Source organism: Halalkalibacter hemicellulosilyticusJCM 9152, assembly GCF_000513115.1.
Lineage (GTDB): Bacteria > Bacillota > Bacilli > Bacillales > Bacillaceae_D > Halalkalibacter > Halalkalibacter hemicellulosilyticus.
The window spans coordinates 82,495-97,288 of sequence record NZ_BAUU01000002.1; the positions used below are offsets into that span (position 1 = coordinate 82,495).

General features: G+C 36.5%; 17 protein-coding genes and 1 pseudogene. All 18 read left to right on the forward strand.

Features of this window, described 5'->3' with window-relative positions; translation table 11 throughout:
• The first annotated feature begins 115 nt into the window (after window positions 1–115).
• The 18 genes and pseudogenes from JCM9152_RS01525 (at window position 116) to JCM9152_RS01610 (ending at window position 14,744) form a co-directional block, all read left to right on the forward strand.
• Window positions 116–784 (forward strand): flagellar brake protein, encoded by a 669-nt coding sequence (locus JCM9152_RS01525; RefSeq protein ID WP_035340127.1) that lies wholly within the window; start codon window positions 116–118, stop codon window positions 782–784.
• 100 nt (window positions 785–884) lie between these two features.
• On the forward strand, window positions 885–1,550 hold the full coding sequence (gene cmk, locus JCM9152_RS01530; RefSeq protein ID WP_035340128.1) for a (d)CMP kinase: 666 nt from the start codon (window positions 885–887) through the stop codon (window positions 1,548–1,550).
• Window positions 1,547–2,128: a lysophospholipid acyltransferase family protein gene (locus JCM9152_RS01535; RefSeq protein WP_035340129.1), complete on the forward strand. Its 582-nt coding sequence runs from the start codon at window positions 1,547–1,549 to the stop codon at window positions 2,126–2,128. The genes cmk and JCM9152_RS01535 overlap by 4 nt, the downstream gene beginning before the upstream one ends.
• A gap of 93 nt (window positions 2,129–2,221) precedes the next feature.
• The gene (gene rpsA, locus JCM9152_RS01540) at window positions 2,222–3,379 is read left to right on the forward strand and encodes a 30S ribosomal protein S1 (protein WP_035340131.1); all 1,158 of its coding nucleotides are present in this window, start codon (window positions 2,222–2,224) and stop codon (window positions 3,377–3,379) included.
• Between the two features lie 135 nt (window positions 3,380–3,514).
• Window positions 3,515–4,141 carry a YphA family membrane protein gene (locus JCM9152_RS01545; RefSeq protein WP_035340133.1) on the forward strand — a complete coding sequence of 209 codons (627 nt, stop codon included), beginning with the start codon at window positions 3,515–3,517 and terminating at the stop codon, window positions 4,139–4,141.
• A 39-nt stretch (window positions 4,142–4,180) separates the two neighbouring features.
• Window positions 4,181–5,493 (forward strand): annotated as a pseudogene (der, locus tag JCM9152_RS01550) (ribosome biogenesis GTPase Der).
• A gap of 14 nt (window positions 5,494–5,507) precedes the next feature.
• Complete coding sequence (plsY, locus tag JCM9152_RS01555; RefSeq protein ID WP_052015464.1) at window positions 5,508–6,131, forward strand: glycerol-3-phosphate 1-O-acyltransferase PlsY; 624 nt, start codon at window positions 5,508–5,510, stop codon at window positions 6,129–6,131.
• Between the two features lie 21 nt (window positions 6,132–6,152).
• The gene (locus JCM9152_RS01560) at window positions 6,153–7,202 is read left to right on the forward strand and encodes an NAD(P)H-dependent glycerol-3-phosphate dehydrogenase (RefSeq protein ID WP_035340135.1); all 1,050 of its coding nucleotides are present in this window, start codon (window positions 6,153–6,155) and stop codon (window positions 7,200–7,202) included.
• 103 nt (window positions 7,203–7,305) lie between these two features.
• A complete protein-coding gene (locus tag JCM9152_RS01565) occupies window positions 7,306–7,545 on the forward strand; it encodes a stage VI sporulation protein F (RefSeq protein ID WP_373646501.1) in 240 nt (79 codons plus the stop codon).
• A gap of 231 nt (window positions 7,546–7,776) precedes the next feature.
• A complete protein-coding gene (locus tag JCM9152_RS01570) occupies window positions 7,777–7,980 on the forward strand; it encodes a DUF2768 domain-containing protein (RefSeq protein ID WP_035340140.1) in 204 nt (67 codons plus the stop codon).
• A 21-nt stretch (window positions 7,981–8,001) separates the two neighbouring features.
• A complete protein-coding gene (locus JCM9152_RS01575; RefSeq protein ID WP_035340141.1) occupies window positions 8,002–8,730 on the forward strand; it encodes a YphF family lipoprotein in 729 nt (242 codons plus the stop codon).
• Between the two features lie 224 nt (window positions 8,731–8,954).
• Entirely contained in the window at window positions 8,955–10,433 is a 1,479-nt protein-coding gene (gene spoIVA / locus JCM9152_RS01580; protein ID WP_035340144.1) for a stage IV sporulation protein A, read from the forward strand.
• 219 nt (window positions 10,434–10,652) lie between these two features.
• A complete protein-coding gene (mtrB, locus tag JCM9152_RS01585) occupies window positions 10,653–10,871 on the forward strand; it encodes a trp RNA-binding attenuation protein MtrB (protein ID WP_035340146.1) in 219 nt (72 codons plus the stop codon).
• Window positions 10,872–10,915: 44 nt separating this feature from the next.
• Window positions 10,916–11,698, forward strand: a complete 783-nt coding sequence (locus JCM9152_RS01590; protein ID WP_052015466.1) for a heptaprenyl diphosphate synthase component 1 — start codon at window positions 10,916–10,918, stop codon at window positions 11,696–11,698.
• A gap of 1 nt (window position 11,699) precedes the next feature.
• On the forward strand, window positions 11,700–12,395 hold the full coding sequence (locus JCM9152_RS01595; protein WP_035340149.1) for a demethylmenaquinone methyltransferase: 696 nt from the start codon (window positions 11,700–11,702) through the stop codon (window positions 12,393–12,395).
• A gap of 35 nt (window positions 12,396–12,430) precedes the next feature.
• A complete protein-coding gene (locus JCM9152_RS01600; RefSeq protein WP_035340151.1) occupies window positions 12,431–13,306 on the forward strand; it encodes a UbiA-like polyprenyltransferase in 876 nt (291 codons plus the stop codon).
• Window positions 13,291–13,899, forward strand: a complete 609-nt coding sequence (locus JCM9152_RS01605) for a UbiX family flavin prenyltransferase (RefSeq protein WP_035340153.1) — start codon at window positions 13,291–13,293, stop codon at window positions 13,897–13,899. Before JCM9152_RS01600 ends, JCM9152_RS01605 begins: the two co-directional genes overlap by 16 nt.
• A complete protein-coding gene (locus tag JCM9152_RS01610) occupies window positions 13,896–14,744 on the forward strand; it encodes a menaquinone biosynthesis protein (protein ID WP_035340155.1) in 849 nt (282 codons plus the stop codon). Before JCM9152_RS01605 ends, JCM9152_RS01610 begins: the two co-directional genes overlap by 4 nt.
• Window positions 14,745–14,794 lie beyond the last annotated feature (50 nt).

Consider the following 14,794-nt stretch of genomic DNA (forward strand, 5'->3'; position numbering starts at 1 on the left):
CACTTTTTTATAGGAAAAAGGTTTTGTATAATCAGCATGAATAGTGTTACTTTTGACTTATTCATGTCATAATAGATTAGAAATGATAGTAGCGGTATTTTCAGGAGGGGTATTTATGATTGAAGTAGGTACAGTTCTTATATTAGAAATGTCAAATAAAACAGAAAATCAACATAATAGAAAGTTTCGTTGTCGAATTGTTGATTATCATGATTCTCATTTGGTTGTTGATTATCCAATAGATGAAGAAACGAAAAAGCAAAGCTTTTTTTTAGATGGTACTGAGTTTCATGCTACATTTGTTGGAAAAGATGAGGCTGTCTATATGTTGAGTACGGAAATTGTAGGTAGGATAAAATTCAACGTACCCGTTTTATTGTTAAAAGATCCAGGAAAAGAAAATTACATCCGAATACAGCGCCGTAATTATGTTAGAGTAGAAGAAGCAGTTGATGTTGTTGTTTATCCAACAGATAATAGATATGAGCCACTTCGTTCTGTAACATGGGATTTAAGTGGTGGAGGTTGTGCCGTAGTATTGCCAGAAGATCATTCCTTCCCTGAGCGAGGAGAAGGGAAATTATGGATCGCTTTACATATGAACTCAGGGGAGTTAGTTTATATACAAACATTGAGCAAAATTATAAGAATTACACCGATAAAGGGGAACATCGGAAAGCGTGTATCGTTACAGTTTTTATCAATTTCTAAAGAAGAAAGTCAAATGATCGTTCGATATTGCTTTGAAAAACAGCTTGAGCAACGAAGAAAAAACAGAATATAATTCCAATATTGTATTCTTTCATTAGACCAAGCATATAAGAATGTGATAAAATTAAGGTTATTAAAATATATGGTTGTTATTGTTGGAAGGTGTAGTCGGGATGAATATAGCCATCGATGGGCCTGCAGGCGCGGGTAAAAGTACAGTTGCTAAATTAGTAGCAGAGTCATTATCGTATTTATATATTGATACTGGTGCTATGTATCGGTCATTGACGTATGCGGCGTTACAGGAGAATATAAGCTTAGAAGATGGAAATGCATTACTAAATTTATTAACTAAGTTAGATATTGAACTAAAAAATGAAGAAACTGTCACAACAGTACTATTAAATGGTGAGGATATAACGTCAGATATACGTTCGTCTTCCATAACGGCTAATGTTTCTCTAGTAGCACAGCATGAAGTAGTACGGCATGAAATGGTGCAACGGCAACGGCAACTGGCCAAAGAAGGACAGGTTGTTTTAGATGGACGTGATATTGGTACACACGTATTACCAGATGCTGAGTTGAAAATATTTTTAACAGCCTCCGTTGAAGAACGTGCTAAGAGGCGTTATGAAGAATTAACAGCTAAAGGGGAGACGATCGATTACGAACAATTAGTTCAAGAAATTGCTAAGCGTGATAAGTTAGACTCAACTAGAGAATTTGCTCCTTTAAAAAAAGCTGAAAGTGCCATTGAAGTAGACACTACTTCACTTACAATAAACGATGTAGTAAATCAAATTTTAAACCTTGTGAAGGAGAGAACAACACTATGAGCATATACCAATTCGGCAAGCGTATTTGTTTGTTGTTTCTCTCCAGTTCGTATAAAGTAGAAGTAATTGGTCGTGAAAATATTCCTGAAGATGGAGGAGTGTTGCTTTGTTGTAACCATATTAGCAATTTAGATCCACCTTTACTAGGAAGCTACTTAGGCAGAAATGTGCATTATATGGCAAAGAAGGAATTATTCGAAAAGCCTATACTAAAATGGTTGCTCCCGAAATTACACGCATTCCCAATTCGTCGTGGAATGAGTGATAAGCAAGCACTACGCACAGCTATGACATTATTAAAGAACAATGAAATAGTGGGGCTTTTTCCTGAAGGAACTAGAAGTAAGAACGGTCAACTACAAAAAGGATTAGCTGGAGCTGGTTTTTTTGCGTTACGTACTAATGCTGCCGTAATCCCTAGTGCTATTATTGGGCCATATAAATTTAGAGGTAGACTTAAGCTAGTTTATGGTGAGCCTATTGACTTTACAGAGTTAAAAGAGGCTAGAGGTTCTGCCGAGGAAGCCACTTCGATTATTATGGCAGAAATTCAAAATTTGATAAATAAACATCAGTAATTGTTATTCAAATTCTTTCGCTAGTGTGAAAGATTTTAAATAAGTTGAAAATAACCGTAAGTAGACGGCGAGTAATGAAGGAGGCAAAAGTCAATGGTCGAAGAAATGAACAACGAAATGGCAGAGATGAAATCTTTATCTGTAGGTGAAGTTGTTACAGGTAAAGTAACAAAAGTCGAAGATAAACAAGCGTTTGTCGATGTCGGATTTAAAGTTGATGGAATTATTCCAATTAGCGAGCTTTCTAGTTTACATGTAGAAAAAGTAAGTGATGTTTTGTCAGTTGATGATCAGCTTGAATTAAAAGTGATTAAGCTCGAAGATGATGAGCTAATTCTTTCTAAACGAGCTGTATTAGCTGAAAAAGCATGGGATGACCTGCAAAAAGCCTATGAATCAGGCGACATCTTAGAAGTGGAAGTTGCTGAAGTTGTAAAAGGTGGACTTGTTGTTGATTTAGGTGTTCGTGGCTTTATACCAGCTTCATTAGTCGAAAGGCATTATGTAGAAGACTTCTCTGATTATAAAGGGCGTACTCTACGCTTAAAGGTTTCAGAAATTGATCGAGAAAACAATAAGTTAATTCTCTCTCAACGAGCTGTTTTGGATGAAGAATTAGAACGTTTGAAAAAAGATGCGTTGAATTCTATAAAAGAAGGAGATGTCGTTGAAGGAAAAGTACAGCGCTTAACATCATTTGGTGCATTTATTGATGTAGGTGGAGTTGATGGTCTTGTACATATTTCACAATTAGCTCATCATCGGGTAGAAGATCCATCAGACGTAGTAGCTGAAGGAGATACAGTAAAAGTCAAAGTCCTTTCAGTTGATGTCGATAGTGAGCGTATTTCATTATCGATTAAAGATACACTTCCTGGTCCGTGGGAAACTTTCTCTGGTAAAGTAACAGTTGGCGATGTGTTAGAAGGAGTTGTGCGAAGACTTGTTCATTTTGGTGCGTTTATCGAGCTCGCACCTGGAGTAGAAGGACTCGTTCATATCTCTCAAATCGCAAATCGTCATATTGGCACCCCTTCTGAGGTACTAACTGAAGGAGAATCGGTACAAGTGAAAGTTCTTGATGTGAACATCGATGAAAAACGAATTTCTTTAAGTATTCGTGCTTTATTAGAGGAAGATGAACAAGAAGATGAAGACTATAAACAATACGAAGCACAGCACAATGATGAACCTTCTGGTTTTTCATTAGGCGATATGATCGGGAATAAACTAGATAAATATAAAAAATAAAAAATGAGCAAAAAGGAGTTGATAGTGGTAGAACCCTATCTCTCCTTTTTTATGAGGAAAAATAAATAGAATGGTACTATGTAAACGGATGATTTCATGAAGATTCGTCCATAATGAATTTGAGGTGGTTTAATTATGGATGGTATTTTTGTTTATTGGTTTGGTTGGATTTTTTGGGGTGTGGTCACATTTTTTGGTTCTAATTTGAAGATGCGCTTTTGGATGGGGTGTGGCATTCTACTCATTCTCATTCTTTTACCGATAGAAATTTCAATTATGAACACATCTTATCATTTAGTTTACATAGGCTCAGCTTTTTTTCTATATTTTTATGTACAAACATTAAGACGACAAGAAAAATATATTTATTTTCTATTCATGTCTTTAACTGTATCAGCATGTTTTGCTGGTTTTCGTCTTATGTTGATTTACGATCCAGTCATTGCATTTATTGACAGTAGGTGGATGTTAGCTTGCCTAGTTGTGATTATTTGTTATTTCTTAACATCAACATTAAAAAAGCGCTATATCCTGTCTGTTTCCGGACTTATACATGGTGAGTATTTACTGGCTTTAACTCCTTTCTATCATCAAGATCAAGCTATAGGAAATCTCTATTTTTTTGATATTCTATTCATTACAACTTCCTTGTTTGGAGTAGGTTTCATGATACGAATAATCATTTCATGGATATCATCATTCATAAAAAGTCAACCTGTTCCGAGAAGCAGTCGACAATACACAGGAAATCAGCTAAAATAAATAGGTTGTCAATTATTAAATAGAAAGGTTGTGGCAAACATGTCCAATCCAGTTGTCGCTATTGTTGGAAGACTAATGTTGGAAAGTCAACAATCTTTAACCGAGTGATCGGCGAAAGAGTTGCTATTGTAGAAGATATGCCGGGCGTTACCCGTGATCGAATATACAGTAAAGCAGAATGGTTAAATAGAGAATTTAATGTGATCGATACAGGAGGAATCGAGCTTGGAGAAGAGCCATTGCTCGTACAGATGAGAGCACAAGCAGAGCTCGCTATAAAAGAAGCAGATGTTATTATCTTTATTGTTAATGGTCGTGAAGGTGTAACCTCTGCAGATCAAGAAGTAGCTAATCTGTTGTTTCGTTCGGATAAACCAGTTGTATTAGGGGTGAACAAAATCGATAACCCTGATATGCATGAACAATTATATGAATTTTACTCATTAGGAATGGACACACCTTATCCTATTTCAGGATCACATGGTCTTGGATTAGGCGACTTGTTAGATAAAGTGATTGAGCATTTTCCCGAAGAAGTTTCGGATCCATATGGAGATGACACGATCCGCATCGCATTAATTGGGCGGCCAAATGTTGGGAAATCTTCACTTGTCAATGCGATGTTAGGAGAAGAGCGAGTAATAGTAAGTGATATTCCTGGTACGACCCGTGACGCAATTGACACAGCATTTTCGCAAGACGAGCAAGAATATGTACTAATCGATACAGCTGGTATGAGAAAACGAGGAAAGGTTTATGAGGCAACTGAAAAGTACAGTGTTCTTCGTTCTTTAAAAGCAATCGAGCGTTCAAATGTTGTTTTAGTCGTCATAAATGCTGAAGAAGGGCTTATAGAACAAGATAAAAAAATTGCCGGTTATGCACATGAAGCTGGTAGAGCAGTAATAATTGTTGTCAATAAGTGGGATGCAGTTAAAAAAGATGACAAAACCCTGCAGAATTTCACACAAAAATTAAGAGATGAATTGCTCTATCTAACATATGCTCCTATTCTTTTTGTTTCAGCTAAGACAAAACAAAGGTTACATACGGTTTTGCCGATGGTTCAAAAAGTGTCAGAGAACCATCATTTACGTGTTCCTACAAATGTACTTAATGATATGGTCATGGATGCGGTTGCAATGAATCCTACTCCTACTGACAAAGGGCGTCGTTTAAAAATTAATTATGTCACTCAAGTAGCGGTAGAGCCTCCAACGTTTGTATTTTTTGTTAATGAGCCAGAGTTGATGCACTTTTCATATGAGCGCTTTCTTGAAAATCGATTAAGAGACACGTTCGAATTTGAAGGAACGCCGATTAAAATTATTGCTAGAAAGAAAAATAGTTAAAGGGAGTAGATGAAATGGGAGAAGGAGTAATCGCAATTTCATTAATAGTTGTTATTATTATTAGTTATCTACTTGGGTCAATAAGCTTTAGTTATTTAATAGCAAAAAAAATTAAAAAAGTGGATATTCGCCAACATGGTAGTGGGAATGCAGGGGCGACTAATACATTACGAGTATTAGGTATTGGCCCAGCCATTTTAGTACTTAGTTTAGATATTGCTAAAGGTATAGTTGCGGTATGGCTCGGGCATTGGTTAGCACCTGACGATGGCGGAGTCTTCCCTGCATTAGCTGGATTCGCTGCGATTGCTGGTCACAATTGGCCGATTTATTTTGGCTTTCGTGGTGGAAAAGGTGTTGCAACAACGATTGGCGTACTAGCAACGCTCGTTTTTTTACCAGCTCTTTATGCAGGTTTAATTGCTATTGGTAGTATTTTTATGACTAGATATGTTTCATTAGGATCGATCTTGTTTGTGATTGGAACACCGATATTTATGATTGCTTTTTTTGACTATCCAGATGCTTATACATATTTAACATTGATTATAGCTGTTCTCTTAATTTGGAGGCATCAAACCAATATAAAACGACTAGTTGCAGGAGAAGAAAGTAAAATTGGACAGAAAAACAAATAATACAAAATTGAGGTGGAGAATTTGAAACGAGTAACCGTTATAGGAGCAGGTAGCTGGGGCACTGCTTTAGCGATGGTGCTTGCTGATAATCATCATGATGTACGAATTTGGGGAAGAAGAGCGAAACAAATAGAAGAAATAAACACGAAACATTCAAATAATCAATACTTACCTGGTATTTCCTTACCTGAACAAATAAGAGCCTACGAGAAGATGGAAGAAGCACTTGAAGGTACTGAAGTGGTTGTTTTGGTCGTCCCAACAAAAGCCATCCGTACAACGATCCAACAAATGGTTGAAAAGCTTCAAAACAAAGTAACGATCATTCACGCAAGTAAAGGAATTGAGCCTGGATCTCATAAACGTATTTCAGAAATGATTGAAGAGGAAATGTGTAACTCATCATTTCTAGAGCATGTTGTTGTTTTATCAGGGCCAAGTCATGCCGAGGAAGTTAGTAGACGGCAACCAACTACTGTTACTGTGTCTTCGCATAGTGAACAAGCTTCTAAATATGCTCAGGATTTGTTCTTCAACCAGCATTTTCGCGTGTATACAAATCCTGATTTAATCGGGGTTGAAATCGGTGGAGCTCTGAAAAACATTATTGCACTAGTTTGCGGATTAACAGAAGGGCTCAAGTTAGGGGATAATGCTAAGGCTGCTATAATGACACGTGGATTAACAGAAATAGCTCGCGTTGGTATGAAGCTCGGTGCAAATCCAATGACATTTGCTGGGCTATCAGGACTTGGAGATTTAATTGTCACTTGTACAAGTGTACATTCTCGAAACTTTCGAGCAGGGTTGATGTTAGGTAAAGGACAAACATTGGAGGATGTTCTTAATGAAATGGGTATGGTAGTAGAAGGCGTTCGTACGACACAAGCAACGTATGAGCTTGCCAGCAAACTACAAGTGGACATGCCTATCACGACAGCACTATATCGCGTTCTTTTTGAGCAGGTGAAGCCACAAGACGCAGCTGATGAATTAATGGGTCGTGTGAAAAAGCATGAAGTAGAAGACTTACCTGTCGATTTAATTAAATCAACATTTAAAGAAGATTAAGTTAATTAGTCATACGTTCTCACCTTCTTTCTAGTCGTGCATATGATATGGTGATCATACGATTGAGGGAGGGCGAAACATGTTTGGAAAAAATGATTCGTTTATGGATCAAATTCAAAAGAAAACGAGTGTGAAACCTGACGAAATTATGAAACTAGCTAATTCAGTTAGTCAAGCAAATTTACAAGATGAAAAAACCGTTCGACAGCTTGTTGCTCAAGTAGCAAAGCTTGCTAATAAAGAAGTGTCAAAAGAAAAAGAAGACCAAATTGTCAATGCTATAGTTAATAATAACATGCCTGCTGACTTCTCTTCACTTGCTAAAATGTTCAATAAAAAGTAAAATTCACAACTATAGGCAATATCACAAGCATGTTTCATTTATGTGCATATACTTTAAAGAACGAACATTATAATAGGGCTGTGTTAAAACGAAGGGTTACGTCATGTTGAAGAAGTGCGCCCCCACTTCTTCAACATTTTAAAGTTTAATCGTTCGCGACTCTGTCACTTCATTTTCGGACAAGCTGTGCTATAATAAACGACAAACTGCAACAGAAAGAAGGGAAACATATTGTCACAAGCGATGTTTAATATGTGGGTGTCTTTTTTTGCCCTTGCGCTTATGTTTGTTTCAGCAGGAACAGCTATTTTCAGTAGAACAAAATTAACAGGTTGGTTTCAAAAAGTAATGTTATCATTTTCATTTGTCTGCTTAATCGTAGCAGGAATTATTGTTTTCTTTATTGTTTTGGGCGGACCCACAGCTACAGTTTAGTTTAAAGGAGATACGTTTGGTATGAAGCGAGTGATTCAATCTTTGGTTTTAATCGTAGGCATGTTCATGCTAGCAGGTTGTTTTCTGCCTGATGATCAACGCGCGGAAAACCAAATCGCCTATCCTGATCAGTTACAATCTGTTCAATTAGCAATAGACCAATTCCAATCAGATTCTGGTGTATTACCGATTTATACATTTGATGAGCATACGTCGCTATACAATCGTTATGTTGTTGATTTTAACCAATTGGTTCCACGTTATTTACAGCAACCACCTGGTACTGCTTTTGAGAATGGTGGTGTATTTCGATATGCATTAGTGAATGTAGAAGAGGAACCTGAAGTGAAAGTGATTGATTTACGCCCGCAATCGGTTATTCAGCAATATCATCGTAGGGTGAATGATTATATAAGGAACCATACTTATGTACCTATTATGGAAGTAGTCGATGATGGATTATTTATGTTAGATTATGAAGAGCTTGGTTTTTCAGAAGAACCACTTGTACAAAGTCCTTATTCCGAGCAATTTTTACCCCTTCTTTTTACGCATGATCATGAAGTTATAATAGACTATCGACTTGATATTTACCAAATGTTATTAGAGTATGATCATTCTTTTAATGAAGACGAAGATCTTCGTCCGATATTGTATCAACATTCTCCATTTGTTCCAGCAAGGAGTGTACCTTACGTACTAGATGAGAATGGAGAGCCGATCTATGAAATGTCGTTAAGAAAAAAATGATTTATTTTAAATAAAAGTTGGTCTACTAAGTCCTTTTCGTTGATATACATAATCAAAGGAAGGGGCTTTTTGCTATGAATCCCCTTCTCGGTATTTAGTGAGATCACCTACTACATACAAATTGTTGTCATAAACCTTGTACACCATCATAGTAATGGTAATGTCCAAGGTTTACGGAAGTAGGAAGATGAATCTCAAATCTTTACTGATCGGGAGGGGATCAAGTGGAAAAGGTTGATATTTTCAAGGATATAGCCGAACGAACAGGCGGCGATATTTATCTTGGAGTTGTAGGTGCAGTTCGAACAGGGAAATCGACATTCATTAAAAAATTTATGGAGCTAGTCGTACTCCCGAATATTGAAAATGAATCTGAGAAAGCAAGAGCACAAGATGAATTGCCACAAAGTGCTGCTGGCAAAACCATTATGACAACTGAACCGAAGTTTGTTCCTAATCAAGCTGTATCGGTACATGTTGATGATGGGTTAGATGTGAATATACGTTTAGTTGATTGTGTTGGATATGCGGTTCCTGGGGCAAAGGGCTATGAAGATGAGCACGGACCACGAATGATAAATACTCCGTGGTATGAAGAGCCTATTCCGTTTCAAGAAGCCGCAGAAATTGGTACGAGAAAAGTTATTCAAGAACATTCTACTTTAGGAATTATTGTTACGACAGATGGAACGATTGGTGAAATTCCTCGCCAAGATTATAAAGAATCTGAACATAGAGTAGTAGAAGAATTGAAAGAAGTCGGTAAACCGTTCATTATGGTTGTCAATAGTGTACGCCCTCATCATCCTGAAACAGAACAATTACGTCAAAGCTTAAGTGATGAGTATGATATCCCCGTATTATCAATGAGCATTGAGGGGATGACTGACCATGATATTAACAATGTTTTAAGAGAGGTATTATATGAATTTCCGGTTCACGAGGTCAATGTGAACTTACCGAGCTGGGTAATGGTTCTTCGTGAGGATCACTGGTTACGTCAAAGTTATGAAGAGTCAGTTAGAGAAACCGTGCAAGATATAAAACGTTTACGTGATGTTGACCGAGTAGTAGGGCAATTTACAGAATATGAGTTTATTGATCAAGCAAGATTAGCAGGAATTGAAATGGGGCAGGGAGTCGCTGAAATTGATTTATATGCTCCAGATGATTTATATGATCAAGTATTAAAAGAAGTTGTCGGAGTAGAAATTCGCGGTAAGGATCATTTATTACAACTTATGCAAGAATTTGCCCACGCTAAAGAGGAATATGATCAAGTTGCTGATGCACTAAGGATGGTAAAGCAAACGGGTTATGGCATTGCAGCACCTGCCTTATCAGACATGAGCCTAGACGAACCGGAAATTATTAGACAGGGATCGCGATTTGGTGTTCGTTTAAAGGCAGTAGCTCCTTCGATTCATATGATTAAAGTCGATGTTGAATCAGAATTTGCTCCTATTATTGGAACCGAGAAACAAAGTGAAGAACTTGTTCGTTATTTGATGCAAGATTTTGAAGAGAATCCACTTTCGATTTGGAACTCGGATATTTTCGGTCGTTCGTTAAATTCAATCGTACGAGAGGGGATTTCAGCAAAATTATCACTCATGCCTGAGAACGCTCGATATAAACTAAAAGAAACACTAGAAAGAATTATTAATGAGGGTTCAGGAGGTTTAATTGCGATTATATTATAAAATAACTTCATATTGAAGATGACAGAAGGTAGTAATTCACTAGAATGTATAATGATCTAAACGACATTACACATCTTGATGTTACTACTTTCTTTTGCTTTTTCAATTGAGAATATGCTAAGATTTTTACATATGCTCTAATGACAGCGAAAATAACAAATTTGTGATACTATTGTGTAGAAGCATAGTTGAGAAAAGTGATAGACAGGAGAGTTTAGAATGAGTAACCAAAATGATTTCTTTGTTATTAAAGCGAAAGAAAATGGCGTGAACGTAATTGGATTAACGAGAGGCTCTGATACGCGTTTTCATCATTCAGAGAAACTTGATAAAGGTGAAGTAATGATTGCACAATTTACTGAACATACATCGGCTGTGAAAGTACGCGGACATGCTATTATCCAGACTAGTTATGGGACGATTAATACGAACGATTAAGGGAAATAGATGAGTTTTTTACACAGAATTTGGGGGACATGTTAATGAGAAGTTTATATTTATATCAAGAAAATGTTGAAGAGGTTAAAGGTGAGTTTAATCAAGCGATTAAGCATCATTATTTACAAACCTATGTACCAGACATAGAAGTAGATGATGATAAAATCCGTTTTATGTATGCGATGTTACATAATAAAATGACAAAAGAAGATTTGCATTTATTAATCTTGTCAACACTTCTTGTTCAAGCTGGTCTGGATATACATGATGAAGTGACGTTAAAAAATGTAGATACAGATGAGCTAAAAAAGAAAAGACAATTAACCGTATTAGCAGGTGATTATTATGTAGCGATGTACTATCATTTGCTTGCTAAAAATGGGAATGTTCCCCTCATTCAAAAGATTAGTCACACGATTCAACAAATAAATGAAAAGAAAATGAATCATTATGAGCAGGAAGAAATATCGATCGAAGAGTATAAAAAGATTGTCGAAATTATTGAAACCGGACTCATGCAACAAGTAGCTTCTCATTTCGATCTAGAACTATGGAGGCTTCTTATTAAAGAGTTCTTTTATTTTAAAATGCTTACGAATGAAAAGAATTTATTAATTAATGGTGAACAAACCGCTTTATTACGAGGGCTTCACAAAACTAAACCTCTTATTCATAGGGACTCATTTTTAGACAATAAGATAGAAGAGTCAAAAGATCGCATGTTACAACTTGTAGAATCTTCGGCTACTATTAAGCCTTTTATCATTTGGCATATTGATCAATACATTTGCTATGATACATTAGAGAATATCGCAGAGGGTGAATAAGATGTCTCAAACAAAAGAGGAACGTGTGCATCAAGTGTTCCAATCTATTTATAAAAAATATGACCTTATGAATTCCGTCATTAGCTTTCAACGCCATAAAGCTTGGCGTAAAGATACAATGAAAATCATGCAAGTCCAAAAAGGAAATCGAGCTCTCGATCTTTGTTGTGGTACAGGTGATTGGACGATTGCATTAGCTGAAGCTGTCGGGGAGAATGGACAAGTTATTGGGTTAGACTTCAGTGAGAATATGTTAAAGGTTGGACAAGAAAAAATTCAACACCTACAATTAAATCAAGCTAATCTAGTGCTCGGCAATGCAATGGAGCTTCCGTATGATGATGCTTCATTTGATTTTGTTACCATTGGTTTTGGCCTTCGCAACGTTCCTGATTATATGCAAGTATTAGCAGAAATGCACCGAGTTGTTAAACCAGGGGGGAAAGTAGTCTGCTTAGAAACATCTCAGCCGACGATGCCAGTATTTAAGCAATTATACTTTTTTTATTTTAAAAGAATTATGCCCCTCTTCGGTAAGATGTTTGCAAAAAGCTATGAAGAGTATTCGTGGCTTCAAGAGTCTACGATGACCTTTCCAGACCGTACTAAACTTGCGGCGATGTTTAAAGAGACTGGTTTTAAAGATGTTAAAGTGAAGGCGTATTCTGGAGGAGTAGCTGCCATGCATTTGGAATAAAGAAGAGGGATGAATAGAGATAGGAGCCGATTACGTTGGTAAGAAAAATAAAAATCATCTTAGAAATGATTAAGTTTGAACACACTATATTTGCGCTACCATTTGCGTTTTTGGGAGCAATTTTAGGTAGCTTTATTATGAGGGGAGATTTTCCACAATTATCTGAATGGATATGGATTACACTTGCAATGGTAGGAGCTAGAAGTGCAGCAATGTCACTTAATCGTGTCATTGACGCCCAAATAGATAAGCATAATCCAAGAACAGCAGAACGAGCTATTCCAGCAGGCTTAGTTTCCAAAATTGAAGTTTGGTTATTTATCGTTATTTCGTTTGTTGTGTTGTTCTTCTCTGCCTTTCAATTAAATATGCTTGCTGTTTATTTGTTGCCAATTGCTGTTTTCTTTCTTGTCATTTATTCATATACAAAACGTTTCACTTGGACTTGTCACCTTATTTTAGGGATAACGATAGGAATTGCGCCTTTAGGTGGATGGGTAGGAGCAACAGGGACATTGCCCTTTGAAGCATACTTTTTATTTGTAGCTGTAGCATTATGGATAGCTGGCTTTGATGTCATTTATGCAACTCAAGACGCTGATTATGACAAAGAACATGGGTTGCACTCTATCCCAAGTCGATTTGGTATTAAACAAGCATTGCTACTTGCAAGAGCGTTTCACACTGTTAGTTTTTTAAGTTTCCTAAGCTTGTTTTTTGTTACACCTTTAGGGTGGCTTTATTTGGCTGGAGTCATTATTTCTGGTGCCATTCTTGTCTATGAACACTCACTTGTTTCAGAGAATGATTTATCAAAAGTACACGTAGCCTTCTTTCCTATGAATAGCATATTAAGCGTTGTTTTATTTGTATTTGCGATAGGAGATGTCCTTATATGGACCAATTTATAAAAGGAACGTATACAGTCGGCATTACCGGTGCTAGTGGTGCACAATATGGGATAAAACTCGTTAATCAACTGCTGCTCGAATCTTATCAGGTACATTTAGTTATAACCGAAGCTGCCTGGCAAGTATTCGATTTAGAGTTGCAATTGGATGTGGGGAATAGAGAACGGTTGATCGATGATTTATTCAACAAAAATCGACATTTGTTATGTTATCATTCCTTACGTGATTACTCTGCACCGATTGCTAGTGGCTCTTACAAAAATGATGGTATGGTTATCATTCCGTGCTCGATGGGGACATTGTCTAGCATCGCACATGCTTCATCGAATAATTTACTTGAACGGACTGCAGATGTCATGTTAAAGGAAAAAAGGAAATTAATTATTGTACCTAGGGAAACCCCCCTAAATGAGCTTCATCTAGAGAATATGTTAAGACTAGCCAAAATGGGTGTAACGATCCTTCCTGCAATGCCTGGTTTTTATCAACAACCTAAAAATTTGGAGGATCTAATTAATTTTGTAGTTGGAAAAGTTTTGGATAATTTAGATGTCGATCATTCATTATTTACTCGTTGGGGGGAACAGCAATGAGTTTAACAATCGGAGAAATCTCTTACACGAATATTTTGCCATTTTTTTATTATTTAGATCGAAACGAATTGGAACGAAATGATTATCAGTTTGTTCCTCAAGTACCTTCACAATTAAACGACGCGATGGCTAATGGTAAGGTTGATATTGGTGGTATTTCATCTTTTGCTTATGCAAATAATCAACACAGTTTCTCACTGTTACCTGATTTATCTGTAACGACATATGGGAAAGTACGTTCAATCTTCTTATTTTCAAAATACCCTATCGATCAATTAGATAACAAGAAGATTGCTCTAACTTCAAGTTCAGAAACATCTGTTCATTTATTGAAAATCATTTTAGGTTATTTTTATCATAAACATGTTACATACGAAATTGTACAACCTCATTTTCACCATATGATAAATCGGTATGATGGTTGTTTGTTAATAGGTGATGATGCGATTGTTGCGAATCGCCAATTAGCAAAAGACTTATACGTATATGACTTAGGAGAAATTTGGTATGAACAGACAGGATTACCAATGACTTATGCTGTATTTGCCGTTCGAAACAAATGTATCGAGGCTAAGCCGAATGAAGTGTTAAGCTTTTATAAAGCACTTTTAGCTAGTAAGAAAAGAAGCGAAAACGACCAATACAGACCGATGATAAAAGATATTTTATTAACACATGGTGGAACACAACCTTTTTGGGAGAAATACTTTAAGCAGCTCTGTAATGACTTTGGACAAAAAGAGCAAGAAGGATTACGATTCTATTATCATTTACTATACAAATTAGGCTATTTACGTGAACCTGTCGATCACTTACATGTGTGGAATCCGGTACTTCAATTATAAAGGGACTTGCATGAAACGTGATTCAATGTTCTAATTAAAGGAAGAGCGTA

Bases quoted from the DNA above. Each gene is read 5' to 3' on its own strand.
- JCM9152_RS01610 (WP_035340155.1), top strand. From the start codon at position 13,896: ATGAGTTTAACAATCGGAGAAATCTCTTACACGAATATTTTGCCATTT.
- mtrB (WP_035340146.1), top strand. From the start codon at position 10,653: ATGAGTAACCAAAATGATTTCTTTGTTATTAAAGCGAAAGAAAATGGC.
- plsY (WP_052015464.1), top strand. From the start codon at position 5,508: ATGGGAGAAGGAGTAATCGCAATTTCATTAATAGTTGTTATTATTATT.
- cmk (WP_035340128.1), top strand. From the start codon at position 885: ATGAATATAGCCATCGATGGGCCTGCAGGCGCGGGTAAAAGTACAGTT.
- rpsA (WP_035340131.1), top strand. From the start codon at position 2,222: ATGGTCGAAGAAATGAACAACGAAATGGCAGAGATGAAATCTTTATCT.
- JCM9152_RS01605 (WP_035340153.1), top strand. From the start codon at position 13,291: ATGGACCAATTTATAAAAGGAACGTATACAGTCGGCATTACCGGTGCT.
- JCM9152_RS01535 (WP_035340129.1), top strand. From the start codon at position 1,547: ATGAGCATATACCAATTCGGCAAGCGTATTTGTTTGTTGTTTCTCTCC.
- JCM9152_RS01565 (WP_373646501.1), top strand. From the start codon at position 7,306: ATGGATCAAATTCAAAAGAAAACGAGTGTGAAACCTGACGAAATTATG.
- JCM9152_RS01525 (WP_035340127.1), top strand. From the start codon at position 116: ATGATTGAAGTAGGTACAGTTCTTATATTAGAAATGTCAAATAAAACA.
- JCM9152_RS01590 (WP_052015466.1), top strand. From the start codon at position 10,916: ATGAGAAGTTTATATTTATATCAAGAAAATGTTGAAGAGGTTAAAGGT.
- JCM9152_RS01595 (WP_035340149.1), top strand. From the start codon at position 11,700: ATGTCTCAAACAAAAGAGGAACGTGTGCATCAAGTGTTCCAATCTATT.
- JCM9152_RS01575 (WP_035340141.1), top strand. From the start codon at position 8,002: ATGAAGCGAGTGATTCAATCTTTGGTTTTAATCGTAGGCATGTTCATG.
- JCM9152_RS01545 (WP_035340133.1), top strand. From the start codon at position 3,515: ATGGATGGTATTTTTGTTTATTGGTTTGGTTGGATTTTTTGGGGTGTG.